Source organism: Haliscomenobacter sp., from assembly GCF_040403615.1.
Lineage (GTDB): Bacteria > Bacteroidota > Bacteroidia > Chitinophagales > Saprospiraceae > Haliscomenobacter.
Map to the genome: position 1 here is coordinate 1 of NZ_JBBAKG010000005.1, position 23,640 is coordinate 23,640.

At 48.5% G+C, this 23,640-nt stretch carries 11 protein-coding genes; 10 read left to right on the top strand and 1 reads right to left on the bottom strand.

The features are described from left to right. The 9 genes from ABW391_RS02845 to ABW391_RS02885 all read left to right on the top strand — a co-directional run. The coding region (locus ABW391_RS02845) for a zinc-binding dehydrogenase (protein ID WP_353480309.1) at positions 1-581 on the top strand (581 nt) is incomplete at its 5' end. 21 nt (positions 582-602) lie between these two features. Further along, positions 603-1,388, top strand: coding sequence for an alpha/beta hydrolase (locus tag ABW391_RS02850; protein WP_353480310.1), 786 nt, complete (start codon positions 603-605; stop codon positions 1,386-1,388). A gap of 333 nt (positions 1,389-1,721) precedes the next feature. Continuing rightward, complete coding sequence (locus tag ABW391_RS02855) at positions 1,722-2,987, top strand: alpha-hydroxy-acid oxidizing protein (RefSeq protein WP_353480311.1); 1,266 nt, start codon at positions 1,722-1,724, stop codon at positions 2,985-2,987. Between the two features lie 231 nt (positions 2,988-3,218). Next, positions 3,219-3,602 carry a ribosomal maturation YjgA family protein gene (locus ABW391_RS02860; protein ID WP_353480312.1) on the top strand — a complete coding sequence of 128 codons (384 nt, stop codon included), beginning with the start codon at positions 3,219-3,221 and terminating at the stop codon, positions 3,600-3,602. A gap of 86 nt (positions 3,603-3,688) precedes the next feature. After that, entirely contained in the window at positions 3,689-9,133 is a 5,445-nt protein-coding gene (locus ABW391_RS02865; RefSeq protein WP_353480313.1) for an alpha-2-macroglobulin family protein, read from the top strand. 176 nt (positions 9,134-9,309) lie between these two features. Then, the gene (locus ABW391_RS02870) at positions 9,310-12,453 is read left to right on the top strand and encodes a SusC/RagA family TonB-linked outer membrane protein (protein ID WP_353480314.1); all 3,144 of its coding nucleotides are present in this window, start codon (positions 9,310-9,312) and stop codon (positions 12,451-12,453) included. Positions 12,454-12,479: 26 nt separating this feature from the next. Further along, a complete protein-coding gene (locus ABW391_RS02875; RefSeq protein WP_353480315.1) occupies positions 12,480-14,321 on the top strand; it encodes a RagB/SusD family nutrient uptake outer membrane protein in 1,842 nt (613 codons plus the stop codon). A 152-nt stretch (positions 14,322-14,473) separates the two neighbouring features. Next, positions 14,474-17,836, top strand: a complete 3,363-nt coding sequence (locus ABW391_RS02880; protein ID WP_353480316.1) for a VCBS repeat-containing protein — start codon at positions 14,474-14,476, stop codon at positions 17,834-17,836. Between the two features lie 381 nt (positions 17,837-18,217). After that, a complete protein-coding gene (locus ABW391_RS02885; protein WP_353480317.1) occupies positions 18,218-19,519 on the top strand; it encodes a vanadium-dependent haloperoxidase in 1,302 nt (433 codons plus the stop codon). 145 nt (positions 19,520-19,664) lie between these two features. Here ABW391_RS02885 and ABW391_RS02890 read toward each other — a convergent pair whose 3' ends face one another. Then, the gene (locus ABW391_RS02890; protein WP_353480318.1) at positions 19,665-20,237 is read right to left on the bottom strand and encodes a DUF6992 family protein; all 573 of its coding nucleotides are present in this window, start codon (positions 20,235-20,237) and stop codon (positions 19,665-19,667) included. A gap of 221 nt (positions 20,238-20,458) precedes the next feature. Between ABW391_RS02890 and ABW391_RS02895 the strand changes: the two genes are divergently transcribed. Then, a complete protein-coding gene (locus ABW391_RS02895) occupies positions 20,459-23,635 on the top strand; it encodes a VPS10 domain-containing protein (RefSeq protein ID WP_353480319.1) in 3,177 nt (1,058 codons plus the stop codon). Positions 23,636-23,640 lie beyond the last annotated feature (5 nt).

Genomic DNA, 23,640 nt, shown 5'->3' on the forward strand with positions numbered 1-23,640 from the left:
TCAATGCGGCCAAAGTCAAAACGGGATCTTCGGTAGTCGTCTTGGGCACCGGAGGTGTAGGTTTGAACGTCATTCAAGGCGCTAGAATCGCCGGAGCAGCCAAAATCATTGGCGTAGATGTCAATCCATTGCGCTTGGAAATGGCCAAAAAATACGGCGCAACCCATACGGTATTGGCCGATCGGAACGATACCGGACTGTTAGAAGCGGCAAAAACCATCAAATCCATGACCCAGGGGCGCGGCGCAGATTATGCCTTTGAATGTACCGCCATTCCTGAACTGGGTGCAGCCCCTTTGGCCATGGTCAGAAACGCAGGCACGGCAGTTCAGGTCAGCGGCATCGAGCAAGAGATTGTGATCGACATGAACCTGTTTGAGTGGGACAAAATCTACATCAACCCTCTTTACGGCAAATGTCGGCCTCAAATCGATTTCCCCATTCTCCAGGAACTCTATGCCAAAGGTGACCTGGTATTGGATGAAATGGTCACCCAAACCTATCCTTTGAGCGCCCTGGAGCAAGCCTTTGCCGACATGCACGCGGGCAAAAATGCCAAAGGCGTGATTACCTTTGTTTGACGCAAAAAATCACTTTGTACCATGAGTCAATTTTTCACCATCGAAATCGCTGAGTCTGGAGGCTTGCACCTCCTTACCGTCAAGAGCAATGCCTTGGGGCAGCGCGTCGACATGAGTGTTTTTGTCCCCGAAACAGCGGTGGCATCTAGCCCCGTAGTCATTTTGCTGCACGGCGTATACGGCAGCCATTGGGCCTGGTCGGTCAAAGGCAAAGCGCATTTGACTGCGCAAAGACTCATTCAAGATGGGCAAATCCAGCCCATGATTTTGGCCATGCCATCGGATGGATTGTACGGAGATGGCAGTGGATACGTTCCGCACCACGACTCCAATTTTGAACAATGGATCGTGGAAGAAGTGCCTCAAGTACTGCAAGAACAATTCCCAGTTGTGACCACCGAGTCACCACTTTTCATTACAGGCTTATCGATGGGTGGTTATGGGGCATTGCGGCTGGGAGCCAAGTATCCGCAGGTTTTCCAAGGATTTTCAGGGCTTTCTTCGATCACGCAGTTTGAGCAGATGGCGCAGTTTGTCTCCAATTTTGCGCAGCTACAAAAGGATGCCCTCGAACAGGATGGCGTGCTGGAATGGATGCTGAAAAATCGTGCTCAGCTCCCTCCTTTCCGTTTTGATTGCGGCAGCGAAGACATCCTGATCGATGCCAATCGGCAACTGCACCGGGAGTTGATTGAACAGGGGATAGCGCACGTCTACGAGGAGTTTCCTGGTGGACACGAGTGGCCTTATTGGGAGCGCAATCTAGAGTATAGCCTGAAGTTTTTCAATGAAAGTCTCAAAGTTTGATTTTTTTGCAAAAAGTCCTATTTTAACGTGAGTTAGGGGATTTGCTCAAATACATCTATCATCTTGTAACCCTCGACTTTAGTCGGGGGTTGAGTGCCAGAGTTCTCTCACATCTAACATCCTTCCAGTGGCTTGCATCTACTACAGCTTCATGATGCAGGCCTCTAGAAGGATGTTAGATGTGAAGAGTGAATGCGCTTGGCCCCACCCGTTGAAACGGGCGGTTACAAGATGATAGATGTGGTTAGTGCTAACACATAGCGTATTCAATCTTTTTGAAAATCTCCAAACTCACGTTATTTTAGTCCAATTCAACCCTTCAAAAACACCACCATGCTCAAAGCCGACCACTGGCAAAGCCAAATCTACATCAAAGGATTCGCTGGAAAAATCAACTCCATCAGCCCCGATTTCGACAAACTTGAAGCCCAGGCCATTCAAAAAATGGATCCCAAAGCGGCAGGATACATCGTGGGTGGCGCGGGTCGCCAAGAAACAGTTGCCAACAACCGCTCCGGTTTTGCGTCCTTCAAAATTGTGCCCCGCATGCTGCGCAATGTGGAGCAAAGTGATACGTCGGCAACCCTGTTTGGTCAAAATTTTGCCTCTCCATTTTGGCTTTGCCCCATCGGCGTGCTAGAGATGGTACATCCTGAGGCAGACCTGGCCGTAGCCAGAGCAGCGGCTGAAACGGGTATTCCTTACGTTTTTTCCAACCAGTCTTCGGTACCAATGGAAACTTGCGCCAATGCCATGGGCACTGCGCCGCATTTCTTTCAGTTGTACTGGTCCAAAAACCGCGATCTGGTGGCATCTTTTGTACAAAGGGCTGAAGCCTGCGGTTGTGCGGGCATCGTCCTGACGCTGGATACAACCCTGCTGGGCTGGCGCACCATGGATCTCGACGCAGCTTACCTGCCTTTTATGGAGGGCAAAGGCATCGCTCAATATACCTCCGACCCGGTTTTTCAAAAAATGCTGGACGCCAAAATGCAGGATCCCAATGGCACTCCTCCCCGACCCTCGCTTTCCTGGGATCTGATCAAGGGGCTAATCAAAAGTGTAAACCGCTATCCAGGAGGCAGTTTTGTGCAAAAATTGCGCTCGGGTCGGCCCATGGCGGCAGTGCAACTCTTCGTGCAGACCTACTCCAACCCGGCCCTTACCTGGGATGACCTGGCTTTCCTGCGCGAACACACCAAACTTCCCATCCTGCTCAAAGGCATTTTGCACCCCGACGACGCCCGCAAAGCCCTGGATTACGGCATGAACGGACTGGTGGTGTCCAATCACGGTGGCCGTCAGGTAGATGGGTCCATCAGCGCCATCGAGGCATTGCCTGACGTGGTGGCCGCGGTAGATCAGCGTGTTCCGGTGATCATCGACAGTGGCATCCGCAGTGGCGCCGATGTGTTTAAAGCGCTGGCATTGGGGGCTTCCGCAGTTGGGCTAGGTCGGCCTTACGTGTACGGGCTCACGCTGGATGGCCAATCAGGTGTATTCCAGGTATTGCGCCACCTGATGACCGATTTTGAGTTGACGATGCGTTTGGCAGGATGCAAGTCAGTGGCAGAGATCAATAGGGAGTGTTTGATGTGAATTAATTACTCCCATTACGCAATAGCAGCTTCGCTGCTGTAATTTTTTCACCACCTCAGACACCTGAGTTGCACCTTAGAATCCGAACTGTATTACCTCAGGTGCCCCTTAGGTCTCTAAGGTGGTGAAAAATCAAAGCAGCGAAGCTGCCTGCGTAATCTGAATCAATTAAAAAAACACTTTCGATTCAAATCAGAAATACCCCGAATCAAAAACTAAAACACCTATTCCATGAACTCATCTGCTGATAGCCGCCTGAAATACGGCCTGCTCGCTTTGCTCCTATTTGGCACCGAAGTACTCATTGCCCTTTACCTGCACGACCGCATCATTCGGCCTTACATTGGTGATTTATTGGTGGTCATTTTGATCTATTGCTGTGTCAAAGCCGTGATCAATGCGCCAGTATTTGCTACTGCAATGGGGGTGCTGTTGTTTGCTTATGCGGTAGAGATCTTGCAGTACTTCCGTGTAGTTGATCTCCTGGGGCTGGGGCATTCCAAACTGGCCAGGGTCATCATTGGCAGCTCCTTTGAGTGGATGGATATGCTGGCTTACACGCTGGGGATAGGGCTGGTTTTGATTTTGGAACGCTTGGCTGAAAGAAGCAAGTAAAATTGACTTTTCCCCGACAAAAAACCACCAATTACCCGTGTGCAATCCTCTAACTTCGTGCATCATCGAAGCTAAACGCACACGTTATGAAAAAATACTTAACCCATTTTACTGTTCTGGCTTTCATTCTGAATGCCTCAATATTGTTTAGTCAGGGTTACAAGCCCTTATACTTTCGCCTCAGTCCCGCTGAAGCAGAATACTTGTACCAAAACCCGACAAAAGCGCCCGATTCCAGTTTTTTTCATTCGGAAATCGATGGGTATGAAGAAGAAGAAGGGCATTATCTGAGCGTTACCAATCAAGGGGAGTTGGCAGAAGTCACACTTTACAGTATCGATTCCGCTCAAATCCAGCTGCTCAACAACCACAAAGGACTTGCCTTTTTGTTTACAAATGACCAAGGGAAAAAATTCATCCCCAGCAAAGTATTTTTTGAAAACAAACAAGTCCCATTCAATCCAAAAACTCAATCCTTCCAACTTGCCCACGCTCCGAAAGAAGGTTTGTTAAAAATTGAAACACCGACCCATCAAAGTTATTTCCGATTGGGGCAAATCGACGAAAGGGATCGTTATAGGAGGGGTTTGTACTACCGATTCTCCCACACTAGAGTAGGTTGGATCCTAACCTGGCCAATCCGCAATTTCATTTCCATACCTGTGTATTATGTCAAACGCGGTATAAAAACCAACCAATGGAGTAGACCCTGGCGTTACTGGTTTCCAGGACGACCTTCTCGCAACCTGCAAGGTTACATCGCCCTCAACCAGCCCATGTTCAGACACGGCGACACCCTGAAAATCAAAGCTTTTGTCAGCAGTCCGAATGGCCGACCACTAAAGGGAGGCCTCCAGTTGGAAATAACCCAGCACTGGGGGAAAGTTGTCTACAATAAATCCATTAGTGCTGAAACGCCAGGAAGGTACATTTTGGAATGGCCGCTCAAGGACAGCCTACCACTTGATCAAGATTACAACATCGAGATCTCTTACACTGGGCCAAAAAACTGGAAAGGTTTGAACCATACTTTTCGACTTGAAGATTATCAATTGGATGAAATCAAGTACGAACTGAAGGCTTCGAGTACTTCGTTTCATCGCGGCGAAAAATGTATCCTCAAACTAAGCGCCAAGACAACCAACGAATTGCCAGTTCCAGATGCCGAAGCTGATGTGTATTTGTTGAGCAGTTACATCAAACATTTTCATGCAGACAGCCTTGTGGTGCCAGATACGCTCTGGCACAGCAGAGAAAGCCTGGGCGCAAGGGGAGAATGGAATCTGGTGCTTCCTGATTCCCTCATTCCAGCCGTTTCTGCCGAATTATTCGTGCACGTCAATTTCATCAATAGCTCAGGGGAGTTGAAGCACAAAGAACAAACCCTCCAGTTTTGGCATACAGCAGCTTTAAAGGCTCGAAACACCCCACAAAATACCGATGCATCAGTCAGTGTGTCAGGTTTGCGTACGTCGGATTCCATCCAGATGCGCATCAACAATCCCCAAAAAATTCCGGTCTGGTTTCAAATCAAAACGAGAGGCCAACTGATCAGGGAAGGCTTTTTTCAGGATTCAACCTGGGCTTGGGAAGATCGAGACTTGAGTCCTCAGACCTATCATCTTTATTACCAATATTTATGGCAAGACGAAATTATCCAAGAACAGCAGACCTTTGAGCATTATGAAAAAGCTTTGACCATTGCATTAGAAGGGCCAGACCGGGTTATTCCTGGTCAGGAAGTCAGTTTCGAAGTAAAAGTAAACCGCGGCAATGAACGTCCGGCCAAAGGGGTAGACCTCAGTGCTGGGGCCATCAATGCCCAATTTGGGGAAAAGACAAGCTACACCTTGCCCAATATTGGCTATAAAAAACAACAGAGTCCCAAAAAAGCCAAACAATACTACAAAAAGCCGCCGATATCGAAATACCAAGTCCCGTTTACCCGGTTTTTAACGGAAACCTTTCAGGTCAAAGATTCCCTGTTCTACCAGTACCGCTATACCCAGCAACTGCTTCAAACCTGGCGGGACACTTCCATGAAGAAAGATACTTTTTATCGAACCGTGGCGCAGTTTGCTCCTTTTTTGGTCAAAGGAGGAAAAATGCAGCCCATCTATTTGATTTATGCCAATCGGAAACTGGTATACTATTATGACACCCAGGACAAGGCTTCCTATAGCTTTGTCGGCTTGCCTGGAGAAAACCAAATCACCATTCGAACCCGTACTTGTGAATACATCCTCGACAATGTTATGCTTCGCAAAGGAGAAAAACTAGAGTTGGTCATCAATGAAGATTATTGGAAATATGGGGAAAATAAAGCCCACATCAGGCAAATTCCGCGATCGGATTTTTTCACCAAAGAGGAAAAGCTATTGATCAATCAAAGCATTTTGGCTTTTCATGAGCCGAAAAACAACAATTCCTGGAACAGAGACAGTTTTTTCATCTGGGATACTCCCAACAATCTTCACTTTATTGCGAATCCCAAATTTGGCGATAAAGTGGGGCCGTTTTTCAATCATGCTACCTTAAACTACGTTTCAATCAACAACTTCAAAAAGCAGTTCTTGTTTGAACCTGGCTTTAGCTATTCCATTGAACAGAACCGCGAAAGATTGTATGCTTATAACGTAGTGCCAGAATTGCCCAAAAACGCACCCCTGCAAAAAGCGTTGCCCCAACCCAAGCTAAGACAGCATATCATTTCGCCCAGTTCCATCCGCTTGTATTCGCCCATTCGGCCCTGGTTTCCTTACGACCCAATACCCTTCAAAAAAATAAAACAAAGTGGACGATACCAATTTGAATACCCTACACCTATTCCTTCAGTTGACTCTTTGAACTTATCCTTGGTCGTTGTTCAGAATCTGGAAGAAGGCATCAAGTGGGTCTTACAACCGGGGACTCGCAGTATAAATCATCTTACCGCCGGAGAATATGAGTTACTGTTGTTCAATTCGAAAAAAGACGTTTTTCGCAAAAAGATCATAATAAAAAGAGATACCCTCATCTATAAAAACCTGACTAACATCCATTTCCAAAAAGCAGATAGCCTATTTTGGAAGATACTTAAACACCATGTACCTGAACCATCCTACCTCTATAATACCAGAAGAGACTACAGTTCAACATTAATCAAAACAAGTGGCAAGACAAAATTACTTCAGGGTCAAATTCAAGATGATAACGGAGAACCATTGATCGGTGCTTCGATATTGGTAAAACATACCTCAATAGGAACGAGTACCGACATTGAAGGAAAATTCAGCCTTGAAGTACCGATTGAAGCCACTGAAATCGTCATCAGCTATACCGGCTTCACCACCGAAGAAATCCCTTGGTCACCCGCAACGGGAAGCCATCCCTCAGTTGTTGTTATGAGAACTTCAGCGAATCTATTGTCAGAAGTAGTTGTCACCAGCGGGTACAGCGTATTGCGAAGCAGATCGAATGTGGGCAGTGCTACAACCATCACAATGGCTTCAATGTCGAGTGTAATAGGTATTGAAAATGCTGTACCACAACGAAAAGTGCAACACAAATCTTTGAATTCAATTTTGTCATTTCCAGATACAAGTAGCTTTAGCAATGCCATCCGCAAAAACTTCCACGATCACGCTTTCTGGCAACCCCGTTTGCGTAGCAACCGATATGGAGAAGCCCAGTTCAAGGTCAAATTTCCAGACGACATCACCAATTGGAAGGTGTTTGTCATTGGAGCGGATAAGCGGCTGCAAGCAGGTTTGTACCAAGGCAATATACAATCGTACAAGCCTCTGATGGCCCAATTGGCGACCCCTCGTTTTTTGATCCAGGGCGATCAAACGACCTTGAACGGGAAGGTGCTCAATTACACCAATGATACCTTCAGCATTCACACCTACTTTCAGGTGGAAGATCGCCGCATTTTTGATAAAACCCAAACCCTGAAAGAGGGGTTAGTAGACAGGGTCAGCATTGAAGCTCCGGCTCAAGCAGATTCGCTCCATTTTACCTACGCTTTAGAAACCAGCAATGGCTATCTGGATGGAGAGCAACGATCGCTTCCCGTATTGCCAGTCGGCACCAAAGAGACAGAAGGAATTTTCCTGGTGATCGAGCGAGACACCGTTCTGGATTTCAGTCATAAAACGGGCCAGATCAAATTTCGCGCCGAACCCAACACACTAGCCCTTTTGTTGGATGACATCCAATACCTACGCGATTACCCCTTTGGTTGCAATGAACAAACAGCCAGTAAATTGATGGGATTGCTCAGCGAAAAACAAATCCGCAAGGCACAGTCTCAACCGCTCAATACCGAAAAGATGATTCTTGAAGGCATTGCCCGTTTAACAAAAGGCCAAAACGAGAATGGATCCTGGGGATGGTGGCCAAATGGAGCGGACAATCTGTGGATGTCCAATTACGTCATTCAGGCGCTGATAAAAGCCCAGCAAGAAGGGTATTCCTGTAATGCATTGGAGGACGGATTGCGCTGGCTCAACATAAAATTGCCAATCCTGAAGGAAACAGAATTTTTGCAAAGTTTGAAAACCTTGATCCTGTCTGGTCAGAACATCGATACGACCGGGTTATACACTAAATTGGCTTTACCACAAACCACCTTGCACGACCATTTATTGCGCATCTGGATTCAGCAAGAACTGGGCTTTGGTCCATCCGTATCTACCTTCCTCAAATACCGTAAACTCGACGCCCACGGCGGTGCATTTTGGGAAGAAGAAAACCACGACCTGCACCGCTACAGTTGGGACAACAACCGCCTAGCCAATACCCTCCTCGCCTATCAAATTGCCAAAAAAGCAGGCTTGACGGAAGAACTCAAGCGCATCCGCTTGCACCTGCTGACCCATCGGGGATACATCCACGATGGCCAGCGCGTGGGCAATGGCTGGATGAATACCCGGGAGGTCGCCAGTGTACTCACTACCATTTTGCCAGAACTGTGCGAAGGCAACAGCACCCTAAACATCAGCACCTTACAATTGAGTGGTGCATTGAAAAACACCGTAAGCAAACAAACTTTTAGTGCCAGTTTCAATGCCAATCAACCATTGGTTCTCTCAGTCAAAGGCACCGGCCCATTCTTCTGCACCGCCTACCAGGAATCCTGGAACACGAACCCCGCCCCCAAATCCGATCTGTTTGCCGTAAGCAGCCACCTCGAAGCTGCGGGAGAACCTGTCAAATCGCTTCAATTTGGCAAAGCTGCTCAATTGATTGCTGAAGTGGATGTCAAACAAGAAGGCCAATACGTAATGATCGAAATCCCGATCCCGGCGGGCTGCTCTTATGGCGAAAAAACCAATGGCTACCGCTACCCCGAAGTGCACCGCGAGTACTTCCCAGAAAAAGTCAGCATCTTTTGCGAGAAACTACCGATTGGCCAGCACCGCTTTTCAATCAACCTTGAACCTAGGTTCAGCGGAGTTTACACCTTGAATCCAGTGCGGGTGGAGGAAATGTATTTTCCAGTGCTGTATGGGCGAAATGGTGTGGAGTCGGTAAAGATTAAACCGTAGTTGGGTTTGAAAAAGAGCTATTTCAAAATCGGAATATTGTATGGTAAAACACTCTGATTTCACATTATAAATGTATTTTTTAAATTAATCGGCGTTTTGTATGTCTATTTGAAATAATTGGATAATTTTAAATTATTATTCAGCTCAATTTTAATTCTCTCTAACAAACAAAATTTATGAAACAAACAAAACTTTGGAGTCTTACCATACTCATTATGTGTATGTTAGGACTAAGTCTCCCCCCGAGTGCGTTTGCACAGAGCAAGGTCACTGGGAAAGTTTTGGAGAAAGGGAAAGAAGCGCTCCCCGGCGTAAGCATCCTCATCAAAGGCACCAGCCAAGGCACAGTTACCGAAGTAGACGGTACCTTCAACTTGATGGTGGCCAATGTAAATGATGCGGTCTTACTCTTCTCTTACACCGGATTTGTAACGCAAGAAGTGCCACTCGCTGGCCGTACGAACCTCGACATCAATTTGGTTGCCGACAACCTCCTGCTCAACGAAGTAGTAGTAGTAGGTTACGGCGTACAAAAGAAAGAAACCGTTACTGGCGCAGTATCCAGCGTGAAAGGTTCCGACCTGGTTAAATCTCCCGCGGTCAACGTTTCCAACTCTATTGCTGGCCGCATGGCCGGGGTAGTAGCGGTCAATGGCAGTGGGGAACCGGGCGCCGATGGTTCGAGCATTCGGATTCGGGGTACAAATACGTTGAACAACGCCAGTGCTTTGATCGTAATCGATGGTATTCCGGCTCGTACAGGGGGCTTGGATCGTTTGAACCCCAACGATATCGAAACAATTTCGGTATTGAAGGATGCATCTGCGGCCATCTATGGCTCTCGTGCAGCCAACGGGGTTATCCTGATCACCACCAAACGGGGTAAAATCAGCAAGCCAGAATTGTCTTATTCTTTCAACCAGGGTTACACCCAACCCACCGAATTGCCAAAACTAGCTGATGCTGCTCAGTACACCGAAATGTTGAACGATCTGGACATTTATGGTTTACCTGCCAGCGAATGGGCGGCTGCAACTACTGCTTATAAAACCACGGGCACTTACACTCGTCCTAACGGTCAGGTGCGTAAAGCACCATTCCAACCTGACGACTTTCAGAAGTACCGCGATGGTTCTGACCCTTGGGGCCACCCCAACACCGATTGGTATGCGGCAACCCTCAAAGAATGGTCGCCACAACAACGCCACAACCTACAGTTGACCGGGGGGGGTGAAAACCTCAAATACATGGCATCTTTGGGTTACCAAAATCAGGACGGCGTGTACATCAACTCCGCTACAGGATACAAGCAGTACGACCTGCGCATCAACCTCGACGCCAAAATCAACGAGTACATTAGCGTAAATATGGGGATGCTGGGACGCCAGGAAAACCGCTTTTACCCAACCCAATCAGCGGGTGCCATCTTCCGGATGTTGATGCGGGGCAAACCACAACAGCCAGCTTACTGGCCTGATGGACGCCCTGGGCCAGACATCGAAAACGGCCAAAATCCAGTGGTCATTACCACCGATCAAACGGGTTACAACGATACAAAAAGCGATTTTTTCCAAACCAATGGCCAAATCGACATCAAAATCCCGGGCATCAAAGGTTTGAAATTTTCCGGTACTGCTGCAATCGACAAACTCAACCAAAACAGCAAAGTTTGGACTACTCCATGGACTTTATTTGAGCGAGGCACTGGCTTTGAAGCCGATGGGGTTACCCCAAAATTGGTTGCAGCCAAACGCGGACCTGCCGAGCCAAACCTGAACTTAGGCAATTCGACTCGGTTAAACATCTTGTTGGGTGGAGTTTTGACCTATGAAAAAACCTTTGGAAACCATAGCCTGACCGCTTTAGCGGGTACCAACCGGGAAACCATCGACGGTACCAACTTCAGCGCTTTCCGTCGTTTCTTCATTTCACCAGCGCTTGACCAGCTGTTTGCGGGTGGTGACCTCGAAAGAAACAACAATGGTGGTGCCTTCCAGACTGCACGTATCAACTACTTTGGCCGGGTTGCTTACAACTACAAGGAAAAATACCTCCTGGAGTTCCTTTGGCGTTACGATGGCTCGGATATCTTCCCTGAAGAAACCCGTTATGGCTTCTTCCCTGGCGTAATGGGTGGTTGGGTAATTTCGTCCGAAAAATTCATGGACGCCATCCCTGCGATCAATTACCTGAAATTAAGAGGATCCTGGGGACAATTGGGTAATGACCAAATCGATTCCTACCAGTACCTGTCTACTTACGGCTTCAATAGTTACATCCTCGGCAATGTGGAAACCAAAACCTTGTTTGAGGCGCGGATTCCCAATACCAACATTACCTGGGAAGTCGCTACCAACGCCAACATTGGTTTGGAAGGATCGATCCTAAACGATAAGGTCACCTTTGAATTTGACTACTTCAACAACAAGCGGACCAATATCTTGTGGTTTAAAAACGCATCCGTTCCTCAATCAACAGGTTTGACTCTGCCAAGGCAAAACATTGGCGAAGTAGCAAACCAAGGCTTCGACGCATCGATTGGCTATCGCAGCAACATTGGCGCATTCAAATTCAGTGTCAATGTGAATGGAGGGTATGCCAAAAATAAAATCCTGTTCTGGGATGAAGCTCCTGGATCACCAGAATGGCAACGGACTACTGGACGCCCCATCAACGCCGTCCAGGTTTACCAGTACGATGGAGTATTCGCGACTCAGGAAGAAATCAATGCGGAGAAAATTGACTACAAAGCCATTGTCAATACGCTGCGTCCTGGCGACATGAAGTACAAAGACTTCAACGGTGATGGAAAAATCAATCCCGACGACCGTGTGCGTACTGACTTCAACAACGTTCCTACCTTCCAGGGTGGTTTGAGTTTGATTGCCAGTTACAAAGGTTTTGATTTGAACATCCTTTTCCAGGGTTCGGCTGGTGCAAAATCTTTTGTTAGTCCAGGTGAAATGGGCAACATTGGAAACTATCTATTGGAAATGTACCAAGACCGTTGGACGGTAGAAAACCCCAGCAGTGTACATCCACGGATTGCCAACCGCAGTGACCAGTATTTCTCTGGTGGCAATGATTATTGGTTCAGAAGTACCGATTACATCCGCCTGAAAAACATGGAAATTGGTTACACCTTGCCTGAAAATGTGATCAAAAAAGCAGGTATGACCAGCGTACGTTTGTACTTCAATGGTTTGAACCTGTTCACCATTACTGATTTCAGTGCGTTTGACCCAGAGGCTAGCAGTACATCTGGCCAGTTTTACCCACAACAGCGAGTACTCAACGGTGGCATCACGGTTACATTCTAACATCACCCAAAAAAATCTAAGTAACGATGAGAAACATCATCTTAGCATTAGTTGCAGTTTTGTTCATCAACAGTTGTAATGACGATTTTGTCAATACACAACCTTTGGATCAGTTAGCGGAAACAGCGGTCTGGACCGATGGCTCCCTGGCAGAAGCCTTCGTATCGAATATCTACGCCGGATTGGGCAATGGTGGTTTCGACGAGCAAATGCTCGCTTCATTGACCGACGAAACCATGTTCACTCACCCTGGTCGCAACATTACGACCATTACCGAGTCACGTTCCAACCCAGCCGATCCAGGTTGGATCAATGGCACCTTGAGCTGGAACAACATGTACCTGCGCATTCGTGCCTCCAACCTGGCACTGAGCAATCTGGAGAACCCACAATTCACCAATCCAACCCTGGTGGATCGTTTGAAAGGGGAAGCCAAGTTCATGCGCGCTTATTACTACCAGCAATTGCTGCGCTATTTCGGTGGGGTGCCCATCGTAGACAAACCATACAAATTGGACGATACCGACTTTTTGTCGGCGAGAAATACTTATGAAGAGTGTGTCAATTTCATCGTCAAAGATTGTGATGAAGCCGCAGCTTTATTGGACGGGAAAACGCTAGTAGCCGGTCGTGCTACCAAGGCTGCTGCCCTGGCACTGAAGTCGCGCGTATTGTTGTACGCAGCAAGTGACTTGCACGACATGCCGACTGCCAAAGCGAAGTCAAGTGTACTCTCCGCTTATGCCAAACCTGAATTGGTTGGCTACGTGAGTGGTGACCGCAAAGCCCGCTGGGAAAAAGCCCGTGATGCCGCCAAAGCAGTGGTGGATTTGCCAGGTTTCGGCTTCCAACTCGGTCTATCTGCACCTGCTGCACAGGCCGACGCAGTGAACAATTACAGAAACGCCTCTTTGTCTCAAAACGGTGGCGAAAAGGAATTGATTTTGGCGCGTTATTTCATCAACCTCAAACAGGAAGGTGGCGGTCGCCAAGGTCTGTTCAACGGGCCTAATGGCTATAACAACTGGGCGGGTAACACCCCTATCCAATTGATGATCGACGATTATGAAATGATGGATGGTAGTAAATTTGACTGGAATAATCCAGCCCACGCTGCTGCCCCTTACACCAATCGTGATCCACGTTTCTACTCTTCCATCCTGTACGATGGTTCAAACTGGAAACCACGTCCTGCCGCCGTAGCCTCTAAGGATCCTGTCAACCAAATTCAAACGGGTACTTACGAAGTAATAAGTGGTTCTACCAAAGTGCCAGCCTTTGGCTTGGACACCCGTAAGAGTAGTGTAGAAGACTGGAATGGCAGTTACACAGGCTACTATGCCCGCAAGTTCATCGATCCAAACCCAGCTATCGTTGACCAAAACACCTGGCAGCAAGTGCCATGGCCTACCCTGCGCTACACTGAAGCCATCTTCAACTACGCTGAGGCTTTGATTGAATTGGGTGACGATGCCACTGCCCGCACCTGGCTCAACAAAATCCGCTTCCGTGCAGGTATGCCTGCACTGACCGAATCTGGCGATGCCCTCAAGCAGCGCTTCCGTAACGAGAAACGCATCGAAATGTACCTGGAAGAGCAGCGTTACCACGATACCCGCCGCTGGATGATTGCACCCACTACCCTGGGCCGCAAAGCCAATGGCATCAACATCAATGGTACCCTGAAAGCGGGTAAAAATGTGACACTTTACAAGTACGATCCGACCAACTACGATTATACTTACAAGGTCTTTGAAATCGACCCAGGTAAGGAAAACCGCGCCTGGTTGGACAAACAGTATTACCTGCCGATCCAACGCGATGAGATGAACCGGAACAATAAACTGGTGCAAAACCCAGGGTATTAATCCTGAAGTTCTTCAACTAGAATAAATGCAAGGGGCGCAAGAGAACGAATGGTCTTTTGTGCCCCTTTGCTTTGCTTTTGTATCCTTTGTGCTACATTTGTGCATCAAGTCCAGTTTTTTTTGAAATTCTTGCAATTGAAACATTATCAATAATGAGAGTCATCTACACCATTCAGAAAGCAATTACTTTACTTGTTATACTTCTCTTTTTCTTTCAGTGCAAAAGCGATCAAGCCACGGATACCGCCCCCGCCGATGCACTTTTCACTTTACTGAACCCGGCCAAAACAGGCATCGATTTCCAAAACGCCATCACCGAAGGACTCAACACCAATGTGCTGATGTACGAATACTTTTACAACGGTGGCGGTGTAGCAGTGGGCGATGTCAACAACGATGGCCTCGACGACTTGTATTTCACCAGCAATATGCAGTCCAACCGCCTTTACCTCAACAAAGGCAAAATGACTTTTCAGGACATCACCGCATCAGCAGGAGTCTCCGGTCGCGATGGCCCCTGGAAAACCGGCACAACCATGGCCGATGTAAACGGCGATGGCTTACTCGATATCTATGTTTGTTATTCGGGAAGTTTGAGCCCTGAAAAGCGCACCAACCAACTGTTTATCAACCAGGGCGTGTCTCCATCTGGCGAAGTAACTTTTGTAGAAAAAGCCGCCGAATACGGCCTCAACAGCCCCGCGACCAGTACCCAGGCGACCTTTTTTGATTTCGACAAAGATGGCGATCTCGATATGTTTCTGCTCAACCACAACCCCCGTTCTCTCCCGGTTTTGGATGAAGCCACCACCGCCGAAATCCTCAAAGTAGACGACCCCAGCAACGGCATGCGCTTGTTTCGACACGATAAAAGCGCCAATGGCGAACCGTTTTTTCAAGACATTACCCAACAAGCCGGCTTACTCAGCTCTGCCCTTTCATACGGCTTGGGCGCCGCAATGGCCGATTACAATGGCGATGGCTGGATCGACATGTACATCTCCAACGATTACACCATTCCCGATTTCCTGTACCTCAACAATAAAAAAGGGGGCTTCGTCAATCAAATTCAAAAAAGCATTGGCCATACCTCCCACTTTTCGATGGGCAGCGACGCCGCCGACATCAACAACGACGGCCTGACCGACATCCTCACCCTGGACATGCTGCCAGAAGACAATCGCCGCCAAAAGCTATTGATGACACCCGATAATTACGAAAAATTTGATTTCAACCTCAAGGTCGGTTTTGGACACCAATACATGCGCAACATGCTCCAGATCAATCAAGGGCTGATCAACAACGAATTGAGCTTTGCGGAAATGGGCCAACTGGCAGGCATTTCCAGTACCGACTGGAGTTGGGCGGCCCTGTTTGCCGACTACGACAACGATGGCTGGAAAGACCTCTACATCACCAACGGTTACCTGCGCGACTATACCAACCTGGATTTTCTAAAATACATGGGGGATTTTATCCAAAACAACCAGGGCAGCATCCAGCGCCAAAACGTGCTGGAATTGGTGCAACAAATCCCGGCCTCCAACCTCAGCAACTACCTCTTCAAAAACAACGGCGACTTGAGCTTCCAAAATGTCAGTCAGCCCTGGGGCATCGCCCAACCTTCCAACAGCAATGGGGCAGCCTACTCCGATCTGGACAACGACGGTGACCTGGATCTGGTGGTCAACAACATCAACCTGCCCGCCTCGATTTACCAAAACGAAGCAGACAAGCGCTTTAAAAACCATTACCTGAACCTCAAACTGGAAGGCGAAGGCCAAAACAAACAGGGCCTGGGTGCAAAGGTAACACTGTACCAAAAAGGCAAAATTCAATACCTGGAACAAATGCCTACCCGTGGTTATCAATCAAGCGTATCACCCGTTTTGCATTTTGGCTTGGGCCAAAACAAAACCATCGACAGCTTGAAAATCGTTTGGTTGAGTGGAAAACTAGAGCTAATCTACAAGCTCAGTGGTGATCAACTACTGACCCTCAAGGAGCAAAAAGCAGGCAATGCCGCTTCTACTTCACCAACGTTTCCTGCGCCAATTTTTAAAGAAATAGCATCTCCCATTGCTTTCCTCTCCCCGACCAACAGCATCAATGACTTCAAAAGACAGCCACTCCTGAGCAATCCATTGTCTCAGCTTGGCCCATGTTTGATCAAAGGCGACATCAACGGAGATGGATTGGAGGATGTATACGCAGGTGGCGAGGGCGAGCAAGCTGGCGCACTTTTTTTGCAAAACAAAAATGGCAGTTTTACCCGCAAGACTCAGGCAGCTTTTGAAGCCGACAAAGCCAGCGATGATTCCGATGCCGCCTTTTTGGACGCCAATGGCGATGGCTTCACCGACTTGTACGTGTGCAGCGGTGGCTATGCCAATTTTCTACCCGATGATCCGGCCTTGCAAGATCGCTTGTACCTGAATGACGGCAAAGGCAATTTCAGCAAAAGCAGCAGCGCATTACCCACAATATTGTCCAGCAAAAGCTGCGTTGGTGTTGCTGACATCAATGGCGACAACAAACCGGATTTGTTCGTTGGAGGGCGGGTTATCCCCGGACGTTATCCCGAGACTCCCCACAGTTATTTACTGATCAACAACGGGAAAGGACAATTTGTAGATCAAACCGCCTCCCTCGCACCAACGCTGGCACAGATCGGCATGGTCAGCGACGCAGCCTGGCACGATTTAGATGGCGACAAACGCCCTGAATTGATCCTCGTTGGCGAGTTCATGCCCATCACCGTTTTTGGACAAAAAAATGGCAAATGGACGGATGTGACCAACGCTTACTTTGACAAAAAATACGCAGGATTGTGGAATACATTGCTCCTGGAAGACCTGAATGGCGATGGCAATACCGATCTGCTGGTGGGCAACCTGGGAACAAACTCACAGTTGAAAGCCAGCGACAAAGAGCCCGTGGAACTCTACTTCAAAGACTTTGACGACAATGGCGCCGTTGATCCAATCCTTTGCTACTACAACCAGGGCACCAGCTATCCGTACATTACCCGCGATGAATTGCTGGATCAAATGAGCATCATGCGGCCTCGGTTTCCGGATTACAAAAGTTACGCCGACGCCACTTTGAAGGAGGTATTTACCCCCGAGGAATTAAAAGGCGCAACGCGACTTGAAGCCAACTACCTAAAAACGGCTTTATTTGTAATGGGTTCAAGCCACAAATTTCAGGAGAAAGCCCTGCCATTGGAGGCTCAGGCATCGCCAATCTATGCGATTTGCACGCTGGATGTTGACCAGGATGGCAAAAAAGACTTGTTCCTGGGCGGCAACATCAATAAAGCCCGCCTTAAATTCGGCAAATACGACGCCAACTACGGCCTGATCCTGAAAGGAGACGGCAAGGGCACATTCAGCTCCGTTCCACAAAAACAGGCCGGATTGCGGCTATTGGGAGATGTGCGGAGTGTGCTGACGCTTCAGCGAAAATTGATTGTTGGTGTTCATCAGCAAATGGTTAAGGCATATCAGTTTTGATGATTTTTATTTTTAGTCGTTGAATGCGCAATATTACTGTTGCCTAAGAACCCTGAAAGCAGGGGCGATAGGCTCTAACATTTCGTGCATCGGAAGCCCCGCTAGGGGCGTAATATGGGTAGAAAACAACGGTCCCGGTGTTTTCCAGAGTCCCGTAGGGACGGAATATGGGTATTTTTGCACTTAAAATACCCATGTTCCGTCCCTAACGGGACTTCGGAAATATTGGGAATCCATTTGCTACCCATATCACGCCCCTAACGGGGCTTTTTGCCATGCTAAAATGGAACCAATCGACCCTTCCTTCAGAACTCAGGGGTTCTTAAGCAACAGTAAGCTTATGCATTCAACGCATGAATTTTCCATAAATATCCACCACTCATGCGGAAGTACATTTATAGTTACGTACTGCTTTTTAGCCTATTTGCGTGTACAAAAAAGGCGCCGACTAGCCCCGAAATCACGTCTCAAAACATCTCCAAAGTCATCACCCAAATGACCGACGTGATGATCCACGATGTCAGCAACCCTCCACTGGCAGCGCGATTTTTTGCGTACACCTGTTTGGCGGCCTACGAAGTCATCGCCCTGCACGAATCGGAATTCCCTTCGATGTACGGCAAATTGACCGATTTTCCAAAAATCGAAAAACCAGCTACCAGCGAGGCGTATGATTACAAACTGGCCGCGGTTTTGGCCATGTACGAAACCGCCAAAAAACTCCAGCCTTCCGGCCCAAAACTAGACACTTTGGAAAAAAAATGGCTGGATTCGCTAAAATCAGCAGGGGTAGTACCGACTCAATTGGATCAAGCCCAGGCTTTTGCGCAAGCCATCAGTGTTCAAATCCTCGCCTATGCCAAGGCCGATCGCTACAACCGCATTAGCAATTACCCCCGCTACACGCCGCTGGGTACAGAGGGCAGTTGGTATCCCACGCCTCCGGGCTATTTTGCACCGGTAGAACCTTACTTCAATACCATTCGATCTTTCACCCTGGATTCGGCTGCGCAGTTCAAACCAGTGCCACCAGAACCTTTTTCGGCAGATAAAAAATCCGGCTTTTATGCCCAAATGCAGGAAGTGTATGCCCAGGATTTAAGCCCGGACAAAAAGGAAATCGCCGCTTTTTGGGACTGCAATCCCTTTGCTTTACAAGACAACGGCCACTTGATGGTGGGCATGAAAAAAATCTCCCCCGGGGCACATTGGATGGGGATCGCGGGAATTGCCTGCGAAAAATCCAAAGCGAGCTTGTCAAAAACAATCCAGGCCTATACCGTACTGGCCATTGGCCTCATGGACGGATTTTACTGCTGCTGGGACGAGAAATACCGCAGCAACCGCATCCGCCCTGAAACCGCCATCCGTAAATACATCGACCCAAAGTGGAAGCCTTTTTTGCAAACGCCTCCTTTCCCGGAGTACCTGAGTGGCCATTCCACCATCTCCGCCGCCTCCGCCACGATTCTGACTCATTTCTTTGGCGAAAATTTTGCCTATACCGATACCGTGGAGGAACGCTTTGGCCTGAAGTCCCGAAATTTCCAATCCTTCCAGCAGGCCGCCGATGAGGCTGGAATCTCGCGCATGTACGGCGGCATTCATTTCATCGACGCCATCACCAATGGCCAAAAACAAGGGGAATTGGTGGGGAAATGGGTGCTGGGGAAGGTGGATTGAGGTTGTGCCTTTACACTACTGGACATTTTTATTTCGCGCAGATGCTACACAGATTAAATCGCAGATTTCACACAGATTTTTCTGCGATTTAACCTGCGTCAAATTTGTGTGAACAAAAAATGTCCAGTCGTATGAGGCGCCGCCCCTACTCCACCCCCATCTCCTCCCTCAAAAACGGCGCAGCCTTCACAAAATTCGCCGCGTGCAAGTGGTACACCCAAGTATCCTGAGCAAACAAGAATAGTCCTTGTACCACGATGGCCCAACCAAAGCCTTGCCACAACTCGGGTAAAGACACGCCTTCACGCAAGCCGTGTTCGTGCAGCAACAAACCCGTGAAAACATACGCAAAATCAAGGCCAATATTGAGCAGTAGCATTTTTTCGACGTGGCGCTGGGCTTCAAAACGCTCAAAAGCATTGCCCTTTTGGAATTTGCGAAAAATGGCGTGGTAAAAAACCAGCACAGCGAAGGCCAGATTGATAAAACCCCAAACCATGTGCATCATGAAAAAATAATAGGTCTCTCCATGAAAGGCAACAATGGCCAGCGGCCCGGTTGCAATGCACAACAAACTCCACCAGGCCAACACGGCCAGGTGCCGCCGTACAATGCCCCGGAAACGCTGGTCAAAATCGCGGATTTCATCAAATGGCTCATTCAAACGCAACGGAGTGGTGAAAGCGGTGATGAGATAGCGTGTGTGGCGAAGTTGCATGGTGGATTTTTACCCAAAAATCAACTAAAATTCCTAGTCCTTGCAATGACTAACTCGACTTCAAAAGAATGATTTTTTACCAACTCAGCTGAACATCCATTTTCTCTCCATTTATGAATGCCAAAATGCCAAAAACATCTTTCCCAGATAAAATCGAAGACACTACTCCAATAACTTGGCATTTATTTTTATATTCGCGGCTTAACCTTTTACCATCGACCATGAATCTGAAGCCGCTCTTTTGCATTATCCTGAGCGTCATAGCTCTGACTGCTTTTGCGCAAAAAAACAAGACTGCCCCCAAAGTGATTCCCCCCGCCGATCCCGGCACTGAGGCCACCAGTCCCTTGAGTTTGAATACCGACCATTTAAAAGCCCTGAAGTTTCGCTTCGTAGGCCCAAGTCGAGGTGGTCGCTCTACCGCAGTTGAAGGCGTGCGCCAAGAACCCAACACCTTTTACATGGGTGCAACCGGAGGAGGCGTTTGGAAAACCACCGATGCTGGCCTGACCTGGAAAAACCTCTCTGACCACGACATCAAAACGGCTTCCGTAGGCGCCATTGCTGTTGCGCCGTCCGATCCCAATGTCGTGTACGTCGGCATGGGTACCGCCGATCCGCGTGGCAACGTCATTCCCGGCGATGGCATTTACCGCAGTACCGATGCTGGAAACCATTGGACGCATTTGGGGCTGAAGCAGGCCGGACAGATTGGCAAAATTGTGGTGCATCCCCAAAACCCGGACTGGGTTACGGTGGCGGTTTTGGGCAATGTGTTTGGCCCCAGTACTGAGCGCGGCATTTTCCGCAGCAAAGACGGAGGCAAGACCTGGGAAAAAATCCTTTACGTCAGCGATAAAACCGGCGCAATTGAACTCGTGGCCGATCCTTCCAACCCACGCATTTTGTACGCCGGATTCTGGACTGCCGAGCGCAAATCCTGGACACTTGTCGACGGCAGTGCCGAAGGCGGCGTATGGAAAAGCCTCAATGGTGGCGATACCTGGGAAAAACTCGCTGGTGGATTGCCCGATGGGGTTGTTGGCCGCATTGGCATCGCGGTTTCGCCAGTAAAACCTTCCAGGGTTTGGATTCAAATCGAAGCCAAAGACGAAAGCAAAGGCGGTTTGTACCGCTCTGAGGATAGCGGAAAAACTTTTACCCGCATTTGTCGCGACCATACGATTCGCCAACGTGCCTGGTATTATTCGCGGATTTATGCCGATCCCAAGGACGAAAATACGGTTTACAACCTCAACGTCAACTTCATGAAGTCGATCGATGGGGGCAAAACTTTCTCCCGCATCAATGTACCGCATGGCGATACCCACGTGCTGTGGATCAATCCAGACAACTCCAATACCATGATTCAAGGCAATGATGGCGGGGCTTGCATCACTCTCAACGCAGGCAGTACCTGGAGCAGCCAATTGAACCAACCTACCCCGGAGTTTTACCGCCTCACGCTCGACAATCAGTTTCCTTATCGCTTGTACAGCGCCCAGCAAGACAATTCCACCATTTCCGTCCCCAGTCGTTTTGATCCTGCCCTTAGCCCACAGGAACAATGGCGCGAAGTAGGCGGCGGCGAAAGTGGCCACATTGCGGTAGATCCCCGTAATCCCAATGTGATTTACGCGGGCAATTACATCGGACAGATCACCAAAACCGACTTGAGTCGGGGGCACCGCCGCGATGTAGTTGCTTATCCGCAGATGCACGACGGTACCGCTCCTCGTGATATTCGCTACCGCTTTCAGTGGAACGCGCCGATCCGGGTTTCCCCGCATAATCCTGATGTGGTGTACCACTGTTCGCAATACGTACACCGCTCTACGGATGCTGGCCGCAACTGGGAAGTCATCAGCCCAGATCTGACCACCAACAACGACAAGTACCACGACATTCCTGGTGGACCAATTCAACACGACCATACCGGGGTGGAGCTGTATACCACTATATTTGCTTTTGAAGAATCTACCCAAACTCCCGGTGAGCTTTGGGCTGGCTCTGACGATGGTCGGGTACACCTCTCCCGCGACAATGGCAAAACCTGGCAAAACATTACCCCTGCCAATATTCCTGTAGATGGCACGGTCAACATGATCGATCTTTCGGCACACGCAGCGGGCAGGGCTTTGATTGCCGTACACAAATACCGCGAAAACGATTTCAAACCCTATATTTTTCTGACGGACAACTACGGCAAAAGCTGGACTTTACTCAGCGATGGCAAAAACGGCATTCCTGCTGATCAATACGTCAAAGTGGTACGCGAAGACCCCAAGCGGAAAGGCTTGTTGTATGCAGGCACCGATTTGGGCCTATTTGTGTCTTTTGACGAAGGCAAAAACTGGCAGCCTTTCCAACTCAATCTGCCTCCGGTTTCCATCGCCGATATGGCCATCAAAGATGGAGATTTGGTGCTGGCCACGCATGGCCGGGGATTCTGGATTCTGGATGACCTGACGCCTTTGCACAGCATTGCCACCAAAGTTCAAAGCGAGTTGACCTTGTTCAAACCTCGCGATGCTTACCGCAGCCAATTTCGTGGCTTCCGGGGGCCAGCAGCTCCCGATCCAGCCCCCAATGGCGCGATCATTTATTTCTTTTTGAAAAACAAGGTTGCCGATACGTCTACCTTGAAACTCTCCATCATCGACCCTCAAGGCAAAGCGCGAAAGGTATTTTCTTCAAAACCTGAAACTGACGAAGAATCCTTACGGGCAAGCACCGGCCTCAATCGCTTGGAATGGAATCTGGAGTACGAAGAGCCGATCGCTCAAAATGGCGCACAGTTTTCATTGGCCGATATGGGCGCAGTAAAAGCCATGCCCGGCGCACATAAAATTGTACTGGAATACCAGGGACAGCGTCAAGAACAAGTACTGAGTGTCAAAAAAGATCCACGTTGGAGCCAAAGTGAGGCAGATTTGCAAGCCCAGTACGACTTGACCATGCAGGTAAAAGAACTGTTCAATACCTGCCACTCCACCATTGGTGACATCCGCTCCTGGCGTACCCAAATCAAAGATGTATTGGAACGCAGCAAAACCAATAAGGCCAATAGTGCTAAAGCGGTGAAAGCAGCTGGAGATCCCCTGATAAAAGCATTAACCGAATGGGAAGAAAAACTCATTCAAACCAAAAGTGAAGTGGGGCAAGACCCCATCAACTACCCTTCGCAAATCGACGATCAAATGGCCTATTTGTATTCGATTGTCAACGGCCAGGACGACCGCCCTAATCCGGGTTGTTACGAGCGGCTCGAAGATTTGAAAAAAGCCTTTGTGCCGATCCAAACCCAATTGAACGCATTCAAATCCACCGAGATCAGTGCGTTCAACCGGATGTTGCAACAGCAAGGTTTACAATTGATCATGACCAAAGAAAGATAAACAAC